The 21,249-nt window shown below is 35.2% G+C and carries 19 protein-coding genes and 3 pseudogenes; 2 read left to right on the forward strand and 20 right to left on the reverse strand.

Translation table 11 applies throughout. The features are described from left to right. Positions 1-271: 271 nt before the first annotated feature. The 8 genes and pseudogenes from spoIVA to MVE64_RS04235 all read right to left on the reverse strand — a co-directional run bounded on the left by spoIVA (position 272) and on the right by MVE64_RS04235 (position 7,935). Complete coding sequence (gene spoIVA, locus MVE64_RS04200; protein WP_098796162.1) at positions 272-1,750, reverse strand: stage IV sporulation protein A; 1,479 nt, start codon at positions 1,748-1,750, stop codon at positions 272-274. A 229-nt stretch (positions 1,751-1,979) separates the two neighbouring features. Further along, a pseudogene (locus tag MVE64_RS04205) lies at positions 1,980-2,715 on the reverse strand (hypothetical protein). A 14-nt stretch (positions 2,716-2,729) separates the two neighbouring features. Beyond that, positions 2,730-2,915, reverse strand: a complete 186-nt coding sequence (locus MVE64_RS04210; protein WP_247344064.1) for a DUF2768 domain-containing protein — start codon at positions 2,913-2,915, stop codon at positions 2,730-2,732. A gap of 476 nt (positions 2,916-3,391) precedes the next feature. Beyond that, on the reverse strand, positions 3,392-4,423 hold the full coding sequence (locus tag MVE64_RS04215) for an NAD(P)H-dependent glycerol-3-phosphate dehydrogenase (RefSeq protein ID WP_247344067.1): 1,032 nt from the start codon (positions 4,421-4,423) through the stop codon (positions 3,392-3,394). A gap of 105 nt (positions 4,424-4,528) precedes the next feature. Then, entirely contained in the window at positions 4,529-5,839 is a 1,311-nt protein-coding gene (gene der, locus MVE64_RS04220) for a ribosome biogenesis GTPase Der (protein ID WP_247344069.1), read from the reverse strand. Between the two features lie 408 nt (positions 5,840-6,247). Continuing rightward, positions 6,248-6,436: a capping complex subunit for YIEGIA gene (locus MVE64_RS04225; protein WP_247344072.1), complete on the reverse strand. Its 189-nt coding sequence runs from the start codon at positions 6,434-6,436 to the stop codon at positions 6,248-6,250. 1 nt (position 6,437) lies between these two features. Continuing rightward, positions 6,438-7,328, reverse strand: coding sequence for a YIEGIA family protein (locus MVE64_RS04230; protein ID WP_098796168.1), 891 nt, complete (start codon positions 7,326-7,328; stop codon positions 6,438-6,440). Position 7,329: 1 nt separating this feature from the next. Next, positions 7,330-7,935, reverse strand: coding sequence for a YphA family membrane protein (locus MVE64_RS04235; protein WP_247344074.1), 606 nt, complete (start codon positions 7,933-7,935; stop codon positions 7,330-7,332). Between the two features lie 132 nt (positions 7,936-8,067). On the opposite strand from MVE64_RS04235, the gene MVE64_RS04240 reads away from it, so the two are divergent. Continuing rightward, entirely contained in the window at positions 8,068-8,199 is a 132-nt protein-coding gene (locus tag MVE64_RS04240) for a YpzI family protein (protein ID WP_121662610.1), read from the forward strand. 62 nt (positions 8,200-8,261) lie between these two features. On the opposite strand, the gene fni is transcribed toward MVE64_RS04240, so the two are convergent. The 9 genes from fni to prsW form a co-directional block, all read right to left on the reverse strand. Then, positions 8,262-9,317 carry a type 2 isopentenyl-diphosphate Delta-isomerase gene (gene fni, locus MVE64_RS04245; RefSeq protein ID WP_247344077.1) on the reverse strand — a complete coding sequence of 352 codons (1,056 nt, stop codon included), beginning with the start codon at positions 9,315-9,317 and terminating at the stop codon, positions 8,262-8,264. Between the two features lie 9 nt (positions 9,318-9,326). Then, positions 9,327-10,478 (reverse strand): 30S ribosomal protein S1, encoded by a 1,152-nt coding sequence (rpsA, locus tag MVE64_RS04250; RefSeq protein WP_231307784.1) that lies wholly within the window; start codon positions 10,476-10,478, stop codon positions 9,327-9,329. A 167-nt stretch (positions 10,479-10,645) separates the two neighbouring features. After that, positions 10,646-11,221, reverse strand: coding sequence for a lysophospholipid acyltransferase family protein (locus MVE64_RS04255; RefSeq protein WP_231307785.1), 576 nt, complete (start codon positions 11,219-11,221; stop codon positions 10,646-10,648). 4 nt (positions 11,222-11,225) lie between these two features. Further along, entirely contained in the window at positions 11,226-11,879 is a 654-nt protein-coding gene (cmk, locus tag MVE64_RS04260) for a (d)CMP kinase (RefSeq protein ID WP_247344080.1), read from the reverse strand. Positions 11,880-12,088: 209 nt separating this feature from the next. Next, positions 12,089-12,265 (reverse strand): YpfB family protein, encoded by a 177-nt coding sequence (locus tag MVE64_RS04265; RefSeq protein WP_098796200.1) that lies wholly within the window; start codon positions 12,263-12,265, stop codon positions 12,089-12,091. 50 nt (positions 12,266-12,315) lie between these two features. Further along, the gene (locus MVE64_RS04270; protein ID WP_247344083.1) at positions 12,316-12,975 is read right to left on the reverse strand and encodes a flagellar brake protein; all 660 of its coding nucleotides are present in this window, start codon (positions 12,973-12,975) and stop codon (positions 12,316-12,318) included. A gap of 221 nt (positions 12,976-13,196) precedes the next feature. Next, the gene (gene ypeB, locus MVE64_RS04275; protein WP_247344085.1) at positions 13,197-14,537 is read right to left on the reverse strand and encodes a germination protein YpeB; all 1,341 of its coding nucleotides are present in this window, start codon (positions 14,535-14,537) and stop codon (positions 13,197-13,199) included. Positions 14,538-14,552: 15 nt separating this feature from the next. Then, complete coding sequence (gene sleB, locus MVE64_RS04280) at positions 14,553-15,860, reverse strand: spore cortex-lytic enzyme (RefSeq protein ID WP_345740757.1); 1,308 nt, start codon at positions 15,858-15,860, stop codon at positions 14,553-14,555. Positions 15,861-16,039: 179 nt separating this feature from the next. Beyond that, complete coding sequence (gene prsW / locus MVE64_RS04285; protein WP_247344088.1) at positions 16,040-16,702, reverse strand: glutamic-type intramembrane protease PrsW; 663 nt, start codon at positions 16,700-16,702, stop codon at positions 16,040-16,042. Positions 16,703-16,898: 196 nt separating this feature from the next. Here prsW and MVE64_RS04290 point away from each other — a divergent pair. Beyond that, positions 16,899-17,827 (forward strand): annotated as a pseudogene (locus MVE64_RS04290) (asparaginase). Positions 17,828-17,866: 39 nt separating this feature from the next. On the opposite strand, the gene MVE64_RS04295 reads toward MVE64_RS04290, so the two are convergent. From MVE64_RS04295 to MVE64_RS04305, 3 genes and pseudogenes are all read right to left on the reverse strand, one after another. Continuing rightward, positions 17,867-18,832 (reverse strand): YpdA family putative bacillithiol disulfide reductase, encoded by a 966-nt coding sequence (locus MVE64_RS04295; protein WP_247344091.1) that lies wholly within the window; start codon positions 18,830-18,832, stop codon positions 17,867-17,869. A gap of 183 nt (positions 18,833-19,015) precedes the next feature. Beyond that, positions 19,016-20,292: pseudogene (locus MVE64_RS04300) on the reverse strand (Glu/Leu/Phe/Val family dehydrogenase). A 296-nt stretch (positions 20,293-20,588) separates the two neighbouring features. Then, entirely contained in the window at positions 20,589-21,191 is a 603-nt protein-coding gene (locus tag MVE64_RS04305; RefSeq protein ID WP_247344093.1) for a genetic competence negative regulator, read from the reverse strand. Positions 21,192-21,249: the final 58 nt, after the last annotated feature.

Raw genomic sequence — 21,249 nt, forward strand, 5'->3', positions numbered from 1 at the left:
ACACGCTTATCTTATACGATTTTTCTACATATTTCAATGATTTTCATCATGAATATTGGTTATTTAGGAAGAATCGACCAATAGAGAAAACAATTTCTTTAAAAAGATTAACACAATCATTCAAGCGAATCAAGCAATTACCGAATAAAAAACCACTTGTATCAAGGATTTACGCTTTTTTTACGAACGTACGTTTTGACGCAAGGGAATTTATGACATTATTTATTTCTAATAAAACAAAAAAAGACCTCTTAGAATAGAGGTCAAATCTTTATAATATGATGGCAATTAATCCGCCAGAGCCTTCATTGATAATTCTTTCTAATGTTTCTTTTAGCTTGTAACGAGCATTTTCAGGCATTAATGATAATTTAGCTTGTATACCTTCTCGTACAATTGAACTTAAACTGCGTCCGAAAATATCCGAATTCCAGATGGAAAGTGGGTTATCTTCAAAGTCTTGCATAAGGTATCGAACAAGTTCTTCTGACTGTTTTTCTGTGCCTATAATTGGCGCAAATTCTGATTCAACATCCACTTTGATCATATGGATGGAAGGTGCAACAGCTTTTAAGCGAACTCCAAATCTAGAACCTTGGCGAATAATTTCAGGTTCATCAAGACTCATATCCGCAAGGGCTGGTGCTGCAATACCATAACCAGTTTGCTTCACCATTCGGAGTGCATCAGAAACTTGATCATATTCTGCCTTCGCATAAGCAAAGTCTTGCATTAGCTGTAGTAAATGATCCTTACCACGAATTTCAACCCCTACAACTTCTTTAAGGATTTGATCATAAAGATCATCTGGAGCATATAGGTCAATCTCGGCAATTCCTTGCCCCATTTCAATACCAGCCAAGCTTGCTCTATTAATAAAGTCATACTCGCTGAATTGACCTACAACACGGTCTACATCGCGTAACCTCTTAATATCTTTAACTGTATCTTTAACAGCCTCTTGATAGCTTTGTCTTAACCAATGATCCTCTCTTAATACCATAACCCAGCTTGGGAGATTTACATTCACCTCAAGCACAGGGAACTCGTATAGAGACTCTCTTAGTACACTCATGACATCTGTTTCTCTCATGCTTTCAACACTCATTGCGAGGACAGGAATATCATATTTTTCATTTAATTCTTTGCGAAGGGCTTCTGTTTCTGGGTGATGAGGATGAACCGTATTAATAATCATAATAAACGGCTTTCCTACTTCTTTTAACTCTTCAATAACTCTAGCTTCAGCTTCTAAATAATCATGGCGTGGAATGTCACCGATGGAACCATCTGTCGTAATGACACATCCTAGTGTTGAATGTTCTTGAATTACTTTACGTGTACCAATTTCTGCTGCTTCATGAAAAGGTATTGGCTCTTCATACCACGGAGTGTTGATCATGCGAGGACCATTTTCATCCTCATACCCTTTGGCTCCTGGAACTGTGTAACCTACACAATCTACTAATCTAATATTGACATCAAGACCCTCATCTACATGAATAGAAACTGCTTGATTCGGGACAAATTTCGGCTCAGTAGTCATAATTGTTTTACCAGCTGCACTTTGTGGTAATTCATCTTGAGCTCTAGCTTTGTCAGATTCATTGTCAATGTTAGGTAGTACGACTAATTCCATGAACTTTTTAATAAAAGTAGATTTACCTGTTCTAACTGCACCAACTACTCCTAAATATATATCGCCACCAGTTCGTTCAGCGATATCCTTGAAAATATCTACTTTTTCCAAGTGATCCCCTCCCGATCATACAATATTGGGATAAAGCTTATCCGTTTTCTTATAGGACATTATATATGTATGACATTGTCCTATTTATTTATGACTTTGTTTCTAAATTTTTTTAGGTATTCTCCAAATTAGTCATTGGTCATAAAAGCGAAAAAAGAAAACCCTTCTTTTAGAGTGTATTCTCCAAAGAAGGGTTCATGACTTATTTTTAAAATTTTTTAAAAAGAATTTATTGGCCAGCTGTATCAAAGATCGGTTCGCCGGCATCATTTATTGTATAAGGTAAGGAATAGGCAGGTACAAAAGGTTTCCCGTCTACAAGAACACCGCGAATATCATCGCCAGGCTTAAAGCTGTGCGTACTATCTTGTAAAGCTTTAGATAAATCGATGCGATAATCCACATAAATTTTTGCCTCTTTATCTATAACTAGAGGTAAATATTCTCCTGAATATGGGCTTCGCAATCATCGGCGGCTCTTTATAACCTAATTTTTCATAGTTTAATGTATAGATATCATTTGTAATAAGATCTTCAAATGGTGGATATCCGTTCGCTTGACGATAGACATTTAATTTGATCGTCAACTCATGTATCTCCTCAGAAATGCGTAAATCAATTAATTTAACAGTAGGATCTTCTTCTACATCCACTAACACATACTGGTAGATCCCACCACTTTCATAGGCTGTACCAGGTGGCTCAGCCATATATTTAGGTGTTATTGCAGAAAAATCAATAGGATACTTTTGATAAATAGGTGTTGACATATCCTTTGTTTTGATCGGCAGCAACCCACCTGTATCTTGTTGGTATTGATCTACAGACTTCTGCACAGCAGTTATTTGGTCATCATAAGGTACTGTGTTTTTCTGTAATTTTTCTTCCGGGTAAAGACATCCAGATAAAAGGATGCAACCAAAAATCACTATCAAAATCTTATAGAATTTCATTCTAAATAACATCCTTTTATTAAGTATTATTCCGATACAGGTCCAGTGAAAACAACGAACAAGATAATTAACCCTGCTAGAATCATAAAAAGATAGGCAAAAACTGAAACAATTACTTTAAATATACCTTTTAACTTAAATCGACTTAAATAAATGAGTAAAATTGAGATAAACATAAAAGCCATTGATGCAAATGAAATCCACATCTTCATAAGGGTTTACACTCATAAAGACTCCTCCTCATACAAAAAACTCAGGGAAATATTAAGACTTAAACAATAAAATAAATAATGTCGAACTCCATGGTTGATTATATTATACTTTTAGAGGCTTGTCCAAGGAGGTAAAGTTCATTTAAATACTCTAAGTAAACGTTTAAACAAAAAAGCTGAAGTAAAGAGGGGACGAACTTTACTTCAGCCACAGAACCGACTAAATAGTACCCAAACTATAAGAACAACTCTTATTTGACTACCATGCATTTTATGCGGAAGTATTATGTTTTGTATCATCTAATGCCTAGTTACGCCATTAAACTTTCACTTTAGATAATGTACAGGCTTTTAGGATTAGATTGACAAAAATCATACAATCCATAAACGAAGTAATCTTAAACCTTATAGGATATTGTTCCTTTGTTTTTATTTCTTGTTATCATATGCTGATAGATGATTATACGTCACCTAAATTAACGATTCTCCATGATATTTACCAGGTCTTCCATTTCATGAGTTTTAACACGGGCCATTAACGAATCAACCGCTTCTTTTGGAGATTTACCGTTAAATAACACTTCATATAACGCTTCAGTAATTGGCATCTTCACATGGTATTTTTGAGCAAGCTGATAGGCTGCTTTTGTCGTTCTTACCCCTTCAACAACCATCCCCATGTTTTCTAACACTTCGTCCAGGTTATGACCCTTACCTAAAAGATTACCAGCACGCCAGTTTCTCGAATGAACGCTTGTACACGTTACAATTAAATCTCCAATTCCTGTTAGTCCAGAGAAAGTTAAAGGGTTTCCTCCCATTTTACTACCTAGACGTGCAATTTCGGCCAATCCCCTTGTGATAAGGGCAGCTTTCGCATTATCTCCATAGCCAAGTCCATCTGTAATCCCCGCGGCTAGCGCAATAATATTTTTTAATGCCCCACCAATTTCCACACCGATAATATCTGGATTTGTATAAACACGAAAATTTTGATTAATAAATAGATCTTGTATGTATTCAGCCGCTTTCATATTTTTTGATGAAGAAGTAACGGTTGTGATATGTCGTTGACTAACTTCCTCTGCATGACTTGGTCCAGATAAGACAACAATATCTCTTAATAGCTGAGATGGCACTTCTTCTTCAATAATTTCTGAAATTCGCAGCAAAGTATCCGGTTCAATTCCTTTACTAACATGAACAAACGTTACGCGTTCTTTTATGACCTTAATTATATCTTTAAGAACTTCACGTATTGCTTTTGTTGGTACGGCTAATATAACAGTCTTTACATCTTTTAAACTTTCTTCAAAATCTGAATAACCAACAATGTTTTCCGGGAGGTCAATACCTGGGAGATACTTTTCATTTCTTCGTGTCGAATTAATTTCGTTTATTAATTCAGGACGATGCCCCCATAACTTTACACGATGTCCATTATCAGCAAGAACAATGGCTAGTGCTGTTCCCCAGCTCCCCGCACCTACTACCGTAATTTGTTCCATGTTATCACACCTTTCAGAACAATTTTAACAAAAAGTAACAGGATTACCTGTTACTTTACCTTTAAAACATTACTAACCTTGAAGGTAAACAATAAGATTTGGCTATTATTTGCGTTCTCTAGCAAAAATCTTAATAGGTGTACCATCAAATTCAAATGCAGCCCTAATACGGTTTTCTAAAAAGCGTTCGTACGAAAAGTGCATTAATTCCGGCTCATTAACGAAAACAACAAAAGTAGGTGGTTTTACAGCTACTTGTGCTGTATAGAATATTTTTAATCGTTTGCCTTTATGTGTTGGAGTTGGATTCATTGCAACAGCATCCATTACCACATCATTTAAAACATTTGTCTGAACCCTTCTTGAGTGATTCTCACTAGCTAGTATAATATGAGGCATTAACGTATGAATTCGCTTTTTAGTTAAAGCTGAAAGGAATACAATTGGAGCATAATCTAAGAACTTAAAGTGATCACGTATATTAACTTCAAATTCCTTCATTGTTTTCTCATCTTTTTCTACAGCATCCCATTTATTCACAACAATTACTACTGCTTTTCCAGCTTCATGAGCATATCCGGCAATATGCTTGTCCTGCTCAATGATTCCTTCTTCTCCATTTATTACGACTAAGATAACATCTGAGCGATCAATTGCTTTTAATGCTCGAAGGACACTATATTTTTCAGTTGTTTCATATACTTTTCCTTTTTTTCGCATACCTGCAGTATCAATGATAACAAATTCTTGTCCTTCATATTTATAAACTGTGTCAATCGCATCCCGAGTAGTACCTGCGATGTCACTTACGATAACACGGTCTTCTCCTAAAATCGCGTTAACGAGAGAGGATTTCCCAACATTAGGTCTGCCAATAAGGGAAAATTTTATTGTTGTTTCATCGTAATCGTCAGTTCCTGGACTTTTAAAATGTTTTGCAACTTCGTCTAATAAGTCACCCAAACCTAAACCGTGAGAGCCTGAGATCGGAAATGGTTCTCCAAATCCTAACGAATAAAAATCATAAATATTTGCGCGCATTTCAGGATTATCTACCTTGTTAACTGCCAATACAACCGGTTTATTGGAACGGTATAAAATTTTAGCTACTTCTTCATCAGCAGCCGTAACCCCTTCACGAACATTTGTTAAAAACACAATAACATCAGCTTCATCGATAGCTATCTCTGCTTGATGACGGATTTGCGCTAAGAAAGGTTCGTCCCCAATATCTATTCCACCCGTATCAATAATATTAAATTGATAAGTCAACCATTCTCCAGAACTATATATTCTGTCCCTAGTAACACCTGGGATATCTTCAACAATAGACACACGCTCTCCTACAATACGATTAAAGATTGTTGACTTACCTACATTTGGTCTTCCAACTATTGCTATAACTGGTTTTGCCATTAGTTACACCATCCTGACTTATATAAACTCAATTTTTTATCATAAGAGTTACAATTATGGTAATGTTCATATCAAACCCGTTTCATAATACACCACTTTCTTGGACAATTCCTAAAAAAAGTAAAAGGAAAGTAACGATTATAAAAGGCTAGTTAGACATCTTGTTACAAACGTATACGAAAAATTTCTACAAACGTTTCGGTCCATTTTCAGATACCACCATTCATTTTCTGATAGTGTGATAAAATTGGACTTAAAGTTAAGCTCATATATGTATTCATTAGCCTATATGGCTAAATATAAACTACCACAAAATACTAAAATAAGATCTCTTATAAAAGAAACCCTTCTGCTTGAAAAGAAGGGCTTAACTTTTATATATTATCAGACATTACTTCATTTCACAACTTAGTGTTTAACAACAACATACATGTCTTCTCCAATACCATGTGCAATTCCATCTAATATTGCTTCTAAATTTTTGGCGTAAAAGTGCATTTCTTCCTGTGTTTTACAAATGAAAATTGCGGTTCCACCAGCTGCTTTTGTTTTATCAGTTGTAATAATAGCCAATATGTATTTTTCAAGTGCACTCAATTTATTCCCCTCCTTGACGGTTCGCCTTCGCTTCAGATGGCATTCTTATTGCATTTTCAAGGGTCGGTGTATCTCCAATCACTTGTATGGCTTTGTCAACATCTCGATCTTGCGGTAAAACAAACACCCCAAGGCGTCCGTCATCTAAATCTCTTTTAGCTAAGGGCACAAGTGCAGGCTCTCCGGAATCACGAACAACTCCTAATGCAGTGGACACATCATGAAGAATGGCTTGTCGTTGCCCCAAGTTAGCAATGGTTGTTTTTGAGTTGGCATTCTTAGGTGTTAATATAAACCCCATCCCATATTTAAGGATAGCCTGTTGCTTGTCAGGAATACCTATGTTCATAATATAAATATTGTCAACATATAGTCCCGCACCTTCAAAATGAGGTTCTACAAATTTTATGTCTACAAGATCTTTTATTCTACTTCCGGACATGAGTTTACGACAAGCAATGAAGCAAATAATTCCAACAATAATAGCGACATAAATATTAAGGACCAAGTAAGCAAAAGTAGTTAAAAGTGAAGTGAATATGACAAGATAATTTCTGCTTTCAAAAGCAATGGCAATTCCTTCTATATATGTATTCCCTCTAGGGACAAGTTCATAGCCATCTAAAACAGTTAGTGTATTTCTTTCCATATTCCTTACATCTCTAAATTGAGAAGCAGCTAAAGTAAGAAACGTAATCGCTGTAAAATCTTCTTCCATTATGGAAGGAACAGCAACTGTCCCTAAGCCAGCTGCAATAAAGCCAAGGGCAACATGGATGATTTTCCCATGCAAGTAAGTGGGGTATTGTCTATAATCAGTTTTAAGCATATGAAGTCTGGTTAATACTCCAACAACAACTCCAAAAAGCACTGGTATCGTATATTCACTCATATTATCCCTGCTTCTCCTTTGTTTGTTTTTGAAATCTGTGTAGTGATTGTTCTACTAATAATGTAAACTGTTGCAAAATTGTCCATAAGTAAATCATTGCACAACCAATTACTATCATATCTAAAAAGGCAGCAGTACCAAATGTTAACTGATCATGGAATTTACTCATAATCAACCAATATAAAAACTCCCCTTGAGAGACTGAAATCAAATAAAATGTAAATCGTTGGGAAGAATCCTTGCCCAAGTAAATAGCAAGTAAGCTGACAATCAGACTTACAATTATGCGGTAATCGAATATAAACCAAACAGGATCATAAATGTGAAATAACATGATACCTGCGTATGCAAATGTTAATGTTAAATTGGTCAAATAAAAAGTAACCAGTTTGCGTTTATTTTTCACGGCTAAATAATATCCTAATAACAAAAACATGATTAATGAACAATTGATATAAAAAGTAGATACAACCAGAAAAACCTTACTTATTAATATTGTAACTAATAGGAAAAACGCTAATTTCACTCGACTTTTGTTTTTTCTCATTATGAAAGTGACCACAACCCACCCTAACCACATAAACCAGTAAAAAATGATTCCTTCCATCTCACTCCTCCTACTATTCCCATTATGTCTATTTCCAATTAGCTTTAATCGAAAATTAGTAAAAAATAGTAGTTATGATTAACATGAAAAAGACAAAAGTTAAGGTATACCTTATATAGGGAGGTTATGTAAATGGGAAAAGATCGACAAGAAAAGAAATTAAGAAAAAGTCAACGTGTTGAGTCAGATCGTGATCAATCTTTAACTTATCCTGGTGCAACAAGAGTAGAGGGACCAGAAGCCGCAAGAGAAAGAAACAGATAATTAGAAAAGCTTATACTTTTTGATAAGTAAAATAAAAAGCTGGTCAAGTATTGACCAGCTTTTTACCTTCTACTATAGGATGATGTTTCGATACCCCTTTCATTTAACCAATGATGTGTATTTCCACTTATGACAAGGGGAGCCTCCTGAAGTCCTTTAATTGTTTTCACTCCAAGAGCTGTCATGATGTAGGTTAAATCTGTATGTATCTGTTTTATTTCTTGAACTAACTCATCATATCCTTTTTCAATAAATATTTTCAGAAAATAACCGGCTACTCCAACAGCAGACGCACCCAAGCCTATTGCTTTAGCCACATCAAGAGAGTGTTGAATACCCCCAGACCCGATGATAGACATATCATGCTGTCCATGTTTCACCTCAGCAATTGAAGCTGCAGTAGAAATACCCCAAGAATTAAAATAACTTAACACTTGTTCACGACGCATATTTTCAATCTTAGAAAAGTTTGTCCCGCCAAAACCGCCTACATCTATTGCAGATACGCCAATCTCTGCTAAGTGTGATGCTACTTCACGATTCATCCCAAAGCCAACTTCTTTCACAATAACAGGTACTTTTACGTTCTTAACAATGTTCTCAATTCTTTTAATAGCATTTGTAAAATCTCGATCACCTTCTGGCATAACTAGTTCCTGAACAACATTTATATGAATTTGCAAAGCATTTGCTTCGATCATATCAATAGCTGTTTTAGCTTGATCAACTGTAGCCTCACTACCTAAATTAGCTAGTATGATTCCTTTTGAATTAACTTTCCTCATAATCTCATAGGAAGGTCTTTCACTACTGTCCTTGATTGCAGACATTTGTGAACCTACTGCTACAGCGATTTTAGTTTCTGCAGCAGCTTTTGCCAGTGCTTCGTTAATGATAACCGTGTCCTCACCGCCACCACCTGTCATTGCATTTATAAAAAGAGGCGAACTCAAGGAAAGTTCGCCAACATTAGATGATAAATTTATATCATCAACAGACAGGTTTGGTAAGCTTTGATGAACAAAGGTAACATCATCCAATCCATTGGAACGTTGTTGTCCAGTAGATAATGCATGCTGAATATGTTCTATTTTCCTTTGCGCTCTTTTACTCACCATATCACCGTTTTATTTTAATTTTTTTAATTGATCTCCAATCATTTCACCTAATTGAAAACCTGAAGAAGATTCTTCTTGTGCTGCTTGATAATTTGTCAAATCTTCATTTGATGCTTTTGTCGTTTCTTCTAATTCACGAATACTTAGAGAAATACGTTTATCAGATTCATTTATATCTAATACTTTTACTTTCACTTCTTGATTTTCTTCAAGAACTTCTTGTGGAGTACCAATATGTTTGTTTGAAATTTGTGAAATATGAACAAGTCCTTCTACACCAGGTTGAATTTCAACAAATGCACCAAACGATACTAAACGTTTAACTACACCATCTAGAACATCACCAGGTTTTACATTATTAGTAACGTTAGCCCAAGGTCCAGGCAGAGTTTCTTTAATTGATAATGATATTCTTTCATTATCACGATCTATTCCAAGAACTTTAACGGTTACTTTTTGTCCTTCTTCCACTACATCTGATGGTTTGTCAATATGACTATGTGATAATTGTGAAATGTGAACTAAACCATCAATTCCACCAATATCAACAAATGCACCAAAATCTGTTAGGCGTTGAACTGTTCCTTCGATTGTGGAACCAACATTTATAGAATCAAGTATTTCTGATTTCTTTTCATTTTGCTCTTTTTCAATTACTGCACGATGTGAGAGAATGACACGATTTTTTTCACGATCTAATTCTACAACAATTAAAGAAAGAGTTTTCCCCATATAATCAGAGAAGTCCTCAACAAAATGAGCTTCGACTAAAGATGCAGGAATAAAGCCTCTTACACCTAAATCAACAACAAGTCCGCCTTTTACAACATCTTTAACTTCTGCATTAAAAACTTCTTTAGATTCATATTTTTGTTCTAATGCATCCCATGCTTTTTCAGCATCAACGGCTCTTTTTGAAAGCACTAACGCTTCTTCTTCCACCTTTAAAACCTTTAATTCTAGTTCATCATTTTCATTTATTACATCAGAAGCCTTTTCCACATGAAGACTAGAAAGTTCGCTGATTGGAATGATACCGGAATGCTTACAATTTTCTATTTCGACAATCACCTGTTTTTCTTCAACCTTTGTTACGATTCCTTTTACAACATCACCAACTTCAGGTGTTTCCACTTGAACACTGTTTAGTTCTTCTACCATCTCAATTACCTCCTTGTCAAAACCTGTGCGACTTTTGATAAAATATATGTATGCTTTCATTTTATTAAAGAATCATAAATTCCCCCAAAAATAAAATGAAAAATACGTCCTACTTAAACTTCTAATAAATGCTACTTTTTGTCAAGTAAGAAGTATTAAGATTTACATTATTTTTGGATAAGTTTACCTATTTCTTCCATAATAATAGATGTCATTTCTTCGGTACTAATTTTTTTCTCACGATATTCTTCCATATTTATTGGCTTTCCGTATACAACTCTTAGCGTTGAAAAAGATTTGTATGGTCCTATTATAGCACAAGGAACAACTGCAGCTGTAGAACGAAGCGCAAAGAAACCGGCACCAGGCATACCCTTACCGAGTTTTCCATCTTTGCTTCTTGTACCTTCTGGGAATAATCCTAATACATTTCCTTCTTTAAGAACTTTTAATCCAGCTCTTAACGCTTCACGGTCGCCTCCACCACGCTTAACAGGAAATGTACCAAAATTGTTCAGTAATTGTTTCAAAACCGGCACTTGAAAAAGTTCGTCTTTTGCCATGAACAATACTTTTCTTGGAGCTGTAACCCCAACAACAGGTGGATCTAAATTACTAATATGATTGGTACACAATAAGACCCCGCCCTCTTTGGGGAAATGCTCAAGTCCTTCTACTTTAATACGAAACGTTGGTTTTAAAATACCAGCAACAACTGACCGGGCAAATGGATATAATGACACGTTATCAAAGCCTTTCTTCTAAATAATCTTCTATTTTTCTAACAACATCTTGGATAGACAAAGCTGTGGTGTCAATTTCAATCGCATCTTCTGCCTTCTTCAGAGGAGCAACCTCTCTTTCGGAATCAAGCTTGTCACGATTTGCAATTTCTTGCTTTAGTTGTTCATAATTAGAAGAAAATCCTTTTTTTACATTTTCCTCATGGCGTCTTTTTGCTCTCTCTTCAACAGATGCTCTTAAAAATATTTTTAATTCAGCATTAGGTAACACATGTGTACCTATATCTCGTCCGTCCATAACAACTCCGCCTTCAATTGCTAATTGACGTTGGCGTTTTAACATTTCTTCTCTTACTAATGAATGCATAGCAACAAAGGAAACATTATTCGTTACTTCATTTGTTCGAATCACATCTGATACATTCTCACCATTTATCATGACAAGTTGTCCGTCTTTTGAAGGATGTAATTCTATTTTCATTTTAGATAGTATATCTGCCACAGCTTTTTCGTCTTTTAAATCGATCCCCTCTTGTAGCGCTTTAAATGTTAAAGCCCTGTACATGGCACCAGTATCTATGTATATATATGAGTAATCTTCTGCAATTATTTTAGCAACTGTACTTTTTCCAGCAGCCGCTGGTCCATCAATGGCCACCGATAATTTTTTTGCTCCATTATTTCCTCCAAATAGGTTTTTAGTCTAGTAGTCTTTTACGCCTTTGCTGGTGTAAAGAACTTATTTGGTATGAGAACTTAAAGAATTGAATCTGTAAATATAGGGTAAGTAGTTTTTACATATGGTTTTTGCTTAGACAAAATTGAAAAACAAATAAATGAAGCAGGCTTGAAGACACCTGCATCATGTTATTGACTAAACGTTTCTAGCCATTCAGTAATTGTTATTTTGTTTACACCTTCATACTGGACAACTCGTGATAAGTAAGGTTGAACCGTGGTATTTTGTATAAGTACCTGTGCACATACTAGGGCAATGAATTGAATAACAATTAGTTTTATTAAAATTCGCTCAAATCGTTTCAATCCGCTCAACTCCGGTATTTTTTTACTAGTATGCTTAAAAATACCAAAAATTATTCGACTGTTAACCCTTTTCTACGAATGAGTATTTGTTGATTAAAGCAAAAGCGAATTAAAACCTGCCTGGTATCTTCATCGATATTTTGAAACTCAATAGGTGCCTTAACAAATAAATCATGATCTGCAGGAATAAACCGAATGATTTTACCTTTTACTTTAATGTATTCAATTCCTTCATTTTGAAATGGTAGGGAGAACCAAATAACAATTTCCTGTTTTTCTTTTAATTTGATAGATTTCGGAAGAAGTAATGCTGTTCCTCCTGCACTAATATCAGCTGTAACTGCAGTAAAAGCTTGAAACTCATTTTGCAAAGAATGAATGGCTACATCTAGATTTGCATCAATACGTACAAATTGTCTTCTTTGAATTTTGATTAATTGGTCATCACCAGGATACGTAAGTGAGATCATTGGAATATTTTCTTTTATTCGCCCTGTAACCTCTGTTTGAAAACGAAAAACACTTTCATTCGAAACAAACGAAGCAACAAGTTGCGTCCCTAACATTAAGAAGGCTGAACGGCCTGTCTCTTGGTTTATAGGGTAATCAATATATAGTTTATTGCCCTTTTTTTCTACTAGTTTACATTTTAGTCTCTCTAATTTTGCGCCCTTCGTTTCTAACGAAATAACATCCCCAATTTTTATCACAATATCACTCTTTCTTATTGCTCTCTTTCTTATTAAAGCATGGACATATCCGTTGTGCAAGAGTGCAAATATTTATTCACCATTCTTATAGTGGAGATCAAATTAACTTATAAACATCCTACATGTATTTTGATATTCGTCCAAAACAAGAAATACTCGTTTTAATATAAAAAGGATACCCAAGTCATAGTAAAGAAAGGGTATCCTTGCTCGTTTACATATTAAACATCTTGGAAGATTGGCTCTGGATTTTTTAATATTTCTACCTTTTCTTCCGTACCATCTTCTGCATTAATAAAAATCCTGTAAGTATCGTTTTCGATTGTTCCTAAAAATTCGTAGCAAAGTACTTCCTCTTTAAACTCATTTAAAATAAGAGCCAATCGGTCTTCTTGTACTTCTAAGCTAGGATTTAACATTTTAGCTGCTTCTTCTTTAGAAATCTTTGGTTTAGAAATATCACGTTTTTTATGAGCAGCTAAATAATCTCTTGCTGAAAAGCCAATCACTTGACCATCGTCCAACGCTACTTTCATGCGAAGAGCATCGGGATATATTCTGACCCCATTCTCAATAGAAACAAATGAAAATACACCAACATTATCATATTGAGCACTTTCGAAAAGATCTAAATCTTTAAACCCGTGTTCATTTAAAAACTTCCTAGCATTTTCTGTTGCTTGGTTCAAGCTAATTTTCTTTTCCGCAACCTCTCTATTCTGCACTAAGAATATTGGGTATCCACCCTTTTTCGTAATGTCCATGTTTATGTCTACTTTTTGTTCTTTATCATCCATGGAAACACTGAAAAATCCATAACCTGCACCGTCACCATTTTCGGTTACTTTTATGTCAGTTACTTTATTCTCCACAAACTTCTTTGCTATTTTCTCAGCTTCTTCAGCATTTATTTCTTTTCCTTCTAAATTATCAAAACCTAAGTTTTTCTTCATAGAAGTAAGTGATGCACCAAATTGAGATTCAGAGTAACTTTTGACGTTTTCTTCGACTGTTTTTAACCCATCGACAATTGTATTATCCATTTGCTTTTGTCCTGAGGCTAAAGCAAGCTCAACATCCATCCATCTTAAGTTATTCTCTAAAACAAGACTTTGAACTTTGCGTAACTCTTTTTGAACATCAGCAGCTTCTGAATACATTGATTTTAGTGTTTTATATTCTTTTTCGGTAAGCGGATCTTTTTCTAAATCACGAACAGCTGCTTTGTAGCTAAAATCACTAATTCCAGCTAAAAACTCCTCTGTTTTATTGAAAGGTAATAAAGCTAAAGGTAACTGACCTACGTCTGATTGTGCTTCAGAAGTAATTCTCCAAACGTCTGCTAAAGCTGGAGATAACGACTCCCTTGAGTTCATAGCTAGAGTTGCACCGATTCTATCATGTAACTGATCAACACGATAGGTTAAATCATGAAATGCGCGTTGATAACTATTTTCTGCTTGAATCAATACTGCACTTTTTTCTTGATGTTCTTTGTACCCCCAGTAAGAAGTACCAATTACAGCGATTGATAAAATTCCAATCAAAATTCCACGTATCATTGATCATCACCCCTTCTATTCACAGAAAATATGCTTCCCGATACGTTTAATCTGTGGTCTTCCCCAAATCCAAGAACTGGTAGCTGTATCTGGGTTAAAGTAATACACTGCATTTCCGGTCGGGTCAAATCCATTAATTGCATCTAAAACAGCTTTTTTTGCTGATTCATTTGGAGTTAACCAAATTTGCCCATCTGCTACTGCAGTAAAGGCTCGTGGTTCAAAAATAACTCCTGAAACAGTATTTGGGAAAGTTGCACTATTAACTCGGTTTAAAATGACAGCCGCAACAGCAACTTGTCCGATATATGGCTCACCACGAGCTTCTCCATAAACAGCATTTGCCATTAGCTTAATATCATTTTGTGAAAATCCGTTCGGCATGTTTACTGCAGTTGAATCCTTTTGATCTTGCTTCTTTTGCTGCTGTTGTTGCTGTTGATTCTGTTGTTGTTGTTCTTGTTGCTGTTGATTCTGCTGTTGTTGTTCTTGTTGCTGCTGATTCTGTTGCTGTTGTTCTTGTTGCTGCTGATTCTGTTGCTGTTGTTCTTGTTGCTGCTGATTCTGTTGCTGTTGTTTTTGTTGCTGCTGATTCTGTTGCTCTTGAGTCTGTTGCTGCTGATTCTGTTGCTGTTGTTTTTGTTGCTGCTGATTCTGTTGCTGTTGTTTTTGTTGCTGCTGATTCTGTTGCTGTTGTTTTTGTTGCTGCTGATTCTGTTGCTGTTGTTTTTGTTGCTGCTGATTCTGTTGCTGTTGTTTTTGTTGCTGCTGATTCTGTTGTTGTTCTTGTTGCTGCTGATTCTGTTGCTCTTGAGTCTGTTGTTGCTGCTGGTTATTTGCTTGAGCTTTATATTGCTTTTCTTGCTGAATTCGTCTTTGCTCCGCAATCTTCCTCGCTTTTTGAATTTGCTGCTCTGACGGTGCAGATTGAATATCTAACGGGACTCCGCCATAATGTGTGAATCTTCTTCCTTGGTTAATTTGTTTGTAAACCCAATCACTATAAAATTTAGTTGATCTTTGTAACATATCCTTTGTTTTTTGTCCAACTAAGCCATCAACTTCCTCTAGACCAAACATATCTTGGAAATTCTTAACTGCCCAATACGTACTCCATCCGTAGACTCCATCAATCGGGCCATGATAATATCCGTTATATTGAAGCCTTGCCTGCAATTCAATTACATCACTTCCCGTTGCACCTCTTTGAATGGTTTGATCTGAAAAAGCATGTGCTACAGAAACGCCTTGTGAAAGAAATTGAAATGTGATAGATGTAAAAGCCATTACCACAACTATCAGCATTATGCGCATGTTTTTCATGTTGCTGCCTCCTCAAGTAGATGTAGTTGCTTAAACGTATTTTTTGTAGTCTTTGGTATTTTATTCATACTAAATAAAGACTTATCCAAAAGAAACAATTGATGGCAGCAAATCCTTTCAAAGATGATTTCTTAAAAACTCTTTAAAATCACGATGTTATCGAAATAAAAAAACTGCCATTAAGGCAGTCTTGAATCAAATATCTTAATTCTTGCTTTTTTGGCTTTGTGTAAAGCGAACCACCAAAGAAACAGCATAAATGGAACCATAATATATTTCCAGTTAAAGTAATTTAATAAAATTGAATCATAAACAGTGTGTAATAAGATAGGGATTGAACAAGATAGAACTATCCACTTTGTTCGATTTTTGATAATTGAAAATTTCCCTTTCCCTAAATAATATCCCATAATAACTCCAAATAGAGCATGACTTGATACTGGTAAAATAGCGCGGCCTAATGCGTATTCGACTCCATTTGCAAATAAATAAATAATATTCTCTAAAGTAGCAAATCCAAGAGAAACAGCAACACCATAGACAATACCATCGTAATGTTCATTAAATTGAACATGTTGATAGATCGTAAAAAATAAGACGAACCATTTGAAAAACTCTTCTAAAAATCCTACAGCAATAAAAGTATATAAAAATTCAGAAGTAAACACTTTTTCAACTTCTAATACATATTGAATAAACATTATCGGAAAAACAAGCAGAGCCCCAAAGATAAATGAACGCAACACTAAATAGACCGGCTCTGATTCGTACTGATCTCTTAAGTAAAAATAACTTAATAGTGCCAGACCCGGGGCAATGCCCGCAGATATAATTTCAATCATTTACAGGCCTCTTCTCCAAAATATCTTTTTATCTATTTAAAAGATTTTTTTATTCATGTAAGATTAACTTTATTAATCGTATCATGTTATCGTAGAATTGAAAATGACAGAAATAAGCAGAATTTTATAGATTGAAGGAGTTTTCGTCATGTCGAGAAAAAACATTTTACTTATTCACACTGGTGGAACCATTTCAATGAAGGAAGACGAAGAAACAGGAGAGGTTAAACCTGGAGAAAAAAACCCTCTAGTTGAACATATAAAAGAGGTACCTGATATTAACCTCATCTCAACAGAACTGTTTCACTTACCTTCCCCACATATTACACCATTAAATATGTTACAAATTAAAAATTATATAGAAGAAATGAAAAAAATAAAAAATATTGATGGGGTTGTTATTACACATGGAACAGATACGTTAGAGGAAACTGCCTATTTCCTTGATGTAACGTTATCTTTATCAATTCCAATCGTTCTTACAGGTGCGATGAGATCAAGTAATGAGCTAGGATCAGATGGGCTTTATAATCTTTTATCAGCCTTAAAAGTAGCTGCATCAGATTATGCCAAAAACATGGGAGTTTTGGTTGTAATGAATGATGAAATTCATACTGCAAAAAACGTAACCAAAACACATACAAGTAATGTGGCAACTTTTCAAAGTTCCCGCAATATGGACCAATCGGAATGGTAAACAAAGGGGGCGTTTTCTTTCATCACACCCCTATTGTTACTAATCCACTACATGTTGAATCTCTAGATAAAAATGTTTTCTTAATCAAAGTGTTTGCTGGAATGGACGACAGTCTGCTAAATGGGATAGAACAGCTACAGCCTGATGGATTAGTGATAGAAGCTTTAGGACAAGGCAACGTGCCACCTATGATGGTGCCAGGGATCACGAACTTACTAAATAAGAAAATACCGATTGTTCTTGTATCTCGCTGTTTTAATGGCATTGCTCAAGATGTATATGGATATGAAGGTGGGGGACGACAGTTAAAAGAATTAGGTGTTATTTTTAGCAATGGACTAAATGGGCAAAAAGCAAGAATCAAGCTAATGATTGCACTAGAAACAACAAAAGATCAACAAACTCTTGAAACGATTTTTGCAACGTAAACACTATAAAAAAACAGGGAGCACAAATCTGTCTCCCTGTTATTGTTTATTGCGGAGTGCTTCATATATTAACTGACCGTGAAATCGTCCATTCTCAATAAATATTTCGTTTGCATTATTTCCAGCTGCAATAACACCTGCAATAAAAATCCCTTCAACATTTGTCTCCATTGTATCTGGGTTGTGAGTCGGTCGACCAGTGTCAGCATTGATTGTTACGCCCATATTTCTGAGAAATTTATGATCTGGATGATAGCCCGTCATAGCAAAAACAAAATCATTCTTTATCTGCTTCTCTTCATCATTCACAATATATTTAACGGATGTTTCCCCAATCTCAAGAACATGTGCTTGAAACTCCATTTTTATTATTTCATTTTTAACAAGTGATTCAAATTCAGGCAAAATCCATGGTTTTACACTTTTAGAGTACTCAGCTCCCCTGTATAAAACGGTTACCCTTGCTCCTGCTTTAACCAATTCTAACGCAGCATCAACACTTGAGTTCTTACCACCAATAACGACGACATCTTTATCAAAGTATGGATGTGCTTCCTTAAAATAATGAAAAACTTTTGGTAAATCTTCACCAGGTATATTCATTAAATTTGGATGATCATAATACCCTGTTGCGATCACAACCTGTCTTGCTTCATACGTTTGTTTATTTGTTATAACAATAAATTTTTGATTTTCATTTTTTTCGATTTTTTCAACTTTTTCAAAAGCATGAATTCTCAGTTGTTTTCTTTTTACAACTTCACGATAATAAGCCAGAGCTTGGTTACGAACCGGCTTACGATTTTCAGTAATAAAAGGTATATTTCCAATTTCTAATTTTTCACTAGAACTGAAAAATGTTTGATGTGTAGGATAGTGATAGATTGCATTCACGACATTTCCTTTTTCTATAACAAGTGGTTTAATACCAAGTTCTTCTAATTCAATTGCTGCAGACAATCCACATGGACCTCCACCTACAATAATTATTTCTTCCTTTATCAATGAATTTCTCTCCCAACTTTAAGGGTTAATGTTTAAACGTAAATTTCGATACTTACCAAGAAAAATAAAAAAGAGAATGACCAAGTCAGCCCTCCTACTCAGGTCAATTACTCTATTGTGAAGAGTAAAGAGTATGAGCGGCTAGACATATAAGTCACCCTCTTATATCATGTAAGATTTTTCTTAAATCCAGCCTCTAAACCTAGATGCTTCAGCCATCTTTCGTACACCAACCATATATGCTGCCAAACGCATGTCAACTCGTCTATTCTGACTCGTTTCGTATATGTTGTTAAATGACTTGACCATTACTTGTTCAAGCTTCTCTTCGACTTCTTCTTCTGTCCAGTAATAACCTTGATTATTTTGGACCCATTCAAAATAGGAAACCGTTACTCCACCAGCACTTGCCAACACATCCGGTACTAGTAAAATACCTCGATCTGAAAGAATTTTTGTTGCTTCAAGTGTAGTTGGACCATTCGCTGCTTCTACTACAATGCTAGCACGAATGTTCCCGGCATTTTCCTCAGTAATTTGATTTTCAATGGCAGCAGGAACAAGAATATCACAATCTAGTTCAAGTAATTCTTTGTTTGTAATTGTATCATTAAATAACTTCGTAACAGTTCCAAAGCTATCACGACGATCAAGTAAATAATCAATATCTAGACCATTCGGATCGTGAAGACCACCATAAGCATCAGAAATACCTACAATTTTAGCTCCTGCATCATGCATAAATTTTGATAAATAACTTCCTGCATTACCAAATCCCTGTACAACAACACGAGCCCCTTCAAGTTCAATTCCCTTTTTCTTAGCTGCTTCACGAATACAAATAGTTACACCTTTTGCGGTAGCCGATTCACGACCATGTGAACCACCTAATACCAAGGGCTTACTTTACCTGTTATAAAACCAGGATTATTAAATTCATCAATTCGGCTGTATTCATCCATCATCCATGCCATGATTTGTGAATTAGTAAATACATCAGGCGCTGGAATGTCCTTTGTTGGTCCAACAATTTGACTTATTGCTCGAACATATCCTCGGCTTAGTCGCTCCAACTCTCTAAATGACATATCCCTAGGATCACAAACAATTCCACCTTTTCCTCCACCATATGGAAGGTCAACTATTCCACATTTTAAGCTCATCCAAATGGATAATGCCTTAACCTCTTTTTCAGTTACATTTGGATGGAAGCGAATTCCTCCTTTTGTAGGGCCAACGGCATCGTTATGTTGAGCACGGTATCCAGTAAATATTTTAACGGAACCATCATCCATTCGAACAGGAATTTTCACAGTCATTAATCTTATTGGTTCTTTTAATAATTCATATACTTCCTCTGGGTACCCAAGCTTATCAAGGGCATTATGTATCACCGTTTGTGTTGATTTCAACACGTCCAATTTATCATTTTGTGCATCGGTGTTTTTCTCGGCTACCATTAAAGTTAACCTCCTAGATCTAATCAGTAAATGAAAGAATGTCCACCTTTCATGACATAGTATACACTCTCAAGCCGCTTATGCAAAGAAGAAAAAAGATATTCTTTATAAATAATCTAACGTTATCTATACTTATCATTTTTAATTAATCATAATTAAATGAAAGACTTTTCTTATCGTTTGTTATTTGCATTATTTCATACAACAAATAAGAAAAAGAGGTGACTTTAGCTAACAGCCTTCACGATGACCGTTTGCATAAACTCACCAATATCTTCATAACTTATTATTAAAAGTTATCTTTCTCTATTTTTCAACCAAAAGTGGTTGTATATTTGCTCAATAGCATCATTTTGCATGATTACTTTTCCATACTCCTTTAATCTATGGACTGTCAAAGTTGATGGACTTCCATACTCTGCTAAGATAGCTACTAAATTATCAATGTTCATAGGCTGATCATCACTTAATAACAAGTAATATCTTTCTTGAAAATAAACGACCATTCCATCTAAGATGTCTTGATGGTATAAATAATGTGATAACTGAATGATCGCTTCAAATGACTCAAACTCATAAATAACATCGAAGCTTTCATCCACCTTCACTTGCATCTCAATATAATCATCTGAAAAGTCATCGTCTAAATCATCAGAATCCTTGGAATTTGTAACTATAATAACCATCCCTTGAGCATGAAGTGAATACACCTCAACAGCGATTGGTCCATGCGCCTCAAAGCCCAGCTCAACACTAGCTTCATTCATCATATCTCTAAATAATTGATGGACTTTTAATGAGTCTTTCCAGAGATCTTCCTTAGTTAAACCTCTATCATGCAAGTCATCTGTCGTTAAAAAAATTTTAATTTTATCATAGTTTAGTCGCTCTAGCCGCATCCCATACCCTCCTGCCGTGAGACCGCTCAATATACAATCATTGTATGATTTACATACG

The sequence above is a fragment of the Metabacillus endolithicus genome (assembly GCF_023078335.1).
GTDB classification, from domain to species: domain Bacteria; phylum Bacillota; class Bacilli; order Bacillales; family Bacillaceae; genus Metabacillus; species Metabacillus endolithicus.

Excerpts from the sequence above, each read along its gene's own strand:
- MVE64_RS04210 (WP_247344064.1), bottom strand. The coding sequence starts at position 2,915 with ATGAAGATGTGGATTTCATTTGCATCAATGGCTTTTATGTTTATCTCA.
- MVE64_RS04215 (WP_247344067.1), bottom strand. The coding sequence starts at position 4,423 with ATGGAACAAATTACGGTAGTAGGTGCGGGGAGCTGGGGAACAGCACTA.
- der (WP_247344069.1), bottom strand. The coding sequence starts at position 5,839 with ATGGCAAAACCAGTTATAGCAATAGTTGGAAGACCAAATGTAGGTAAG.
- MVE64_RS04230 (WP_098796168.1), bottom strand. The coding sequence starts at position 7,328 with ATGAGTGAATATACGATACCAGTGCTTTTTGGAGTTGTTGTTGGAGTA.
- MVE64_RS04235 (WP_247344074.1), bottom strand. The coding sequence starts at position 7,935 with ATGGAAGGAATCATTTTTTACTGGTTTATGTGGTTAGGGTGGGTTGTG.
- MVE64_RS04240 (WP_121662610.1), top strand. The coding sequence starts at position 8,068 with ATGGGAAAAGATCGACAAGAAAAGAAATTAAGAAAAAGTCAACGTGTT.
- fni (WP_247344077.1), bottom strand. The coding sequence starts at position 9,317 with ATGGTGAGTAAAAGAGCGCAAAGGAAAATAGAACATATTCAGCATGCA.
- rpsA (WP_231307784.1), bottom strand. The coding sequence starts at position 10,478 with ATGGTAGAAGAACTAAACAGTGTTCAAGTGGAAACACCTGAAGTTGGT.
- ypeB (WP_247344085.1), bottom strand. The coding sequence starts at position 14,537 with ATGATACGTGGAATTTTGATTGGAATTTTATCAATCGCTGTAATTGGT.
- sleB (WP_345740757.1), bottom strand. The coding sequence starts at position 15,860 with ATGAAAAACATGCGCATAATGCTGATAGTTGTGGTAATGGCTTTTACA.
- prsW (WP_247344088.1), bottom strand. The coding sequence starts at position 16,702 with ATGATTGAAATTATATCTGCGGGCATTGCCCCGGGTCTGGCACTATTA.
- MVE64_RS04305 (WP_247344093.1), bottom strand. The coding sequence starts at position 21,191 with ATGCGGCTAGAGCGACTAAACTATGATAAAATTAAAATTTTTTTAACG.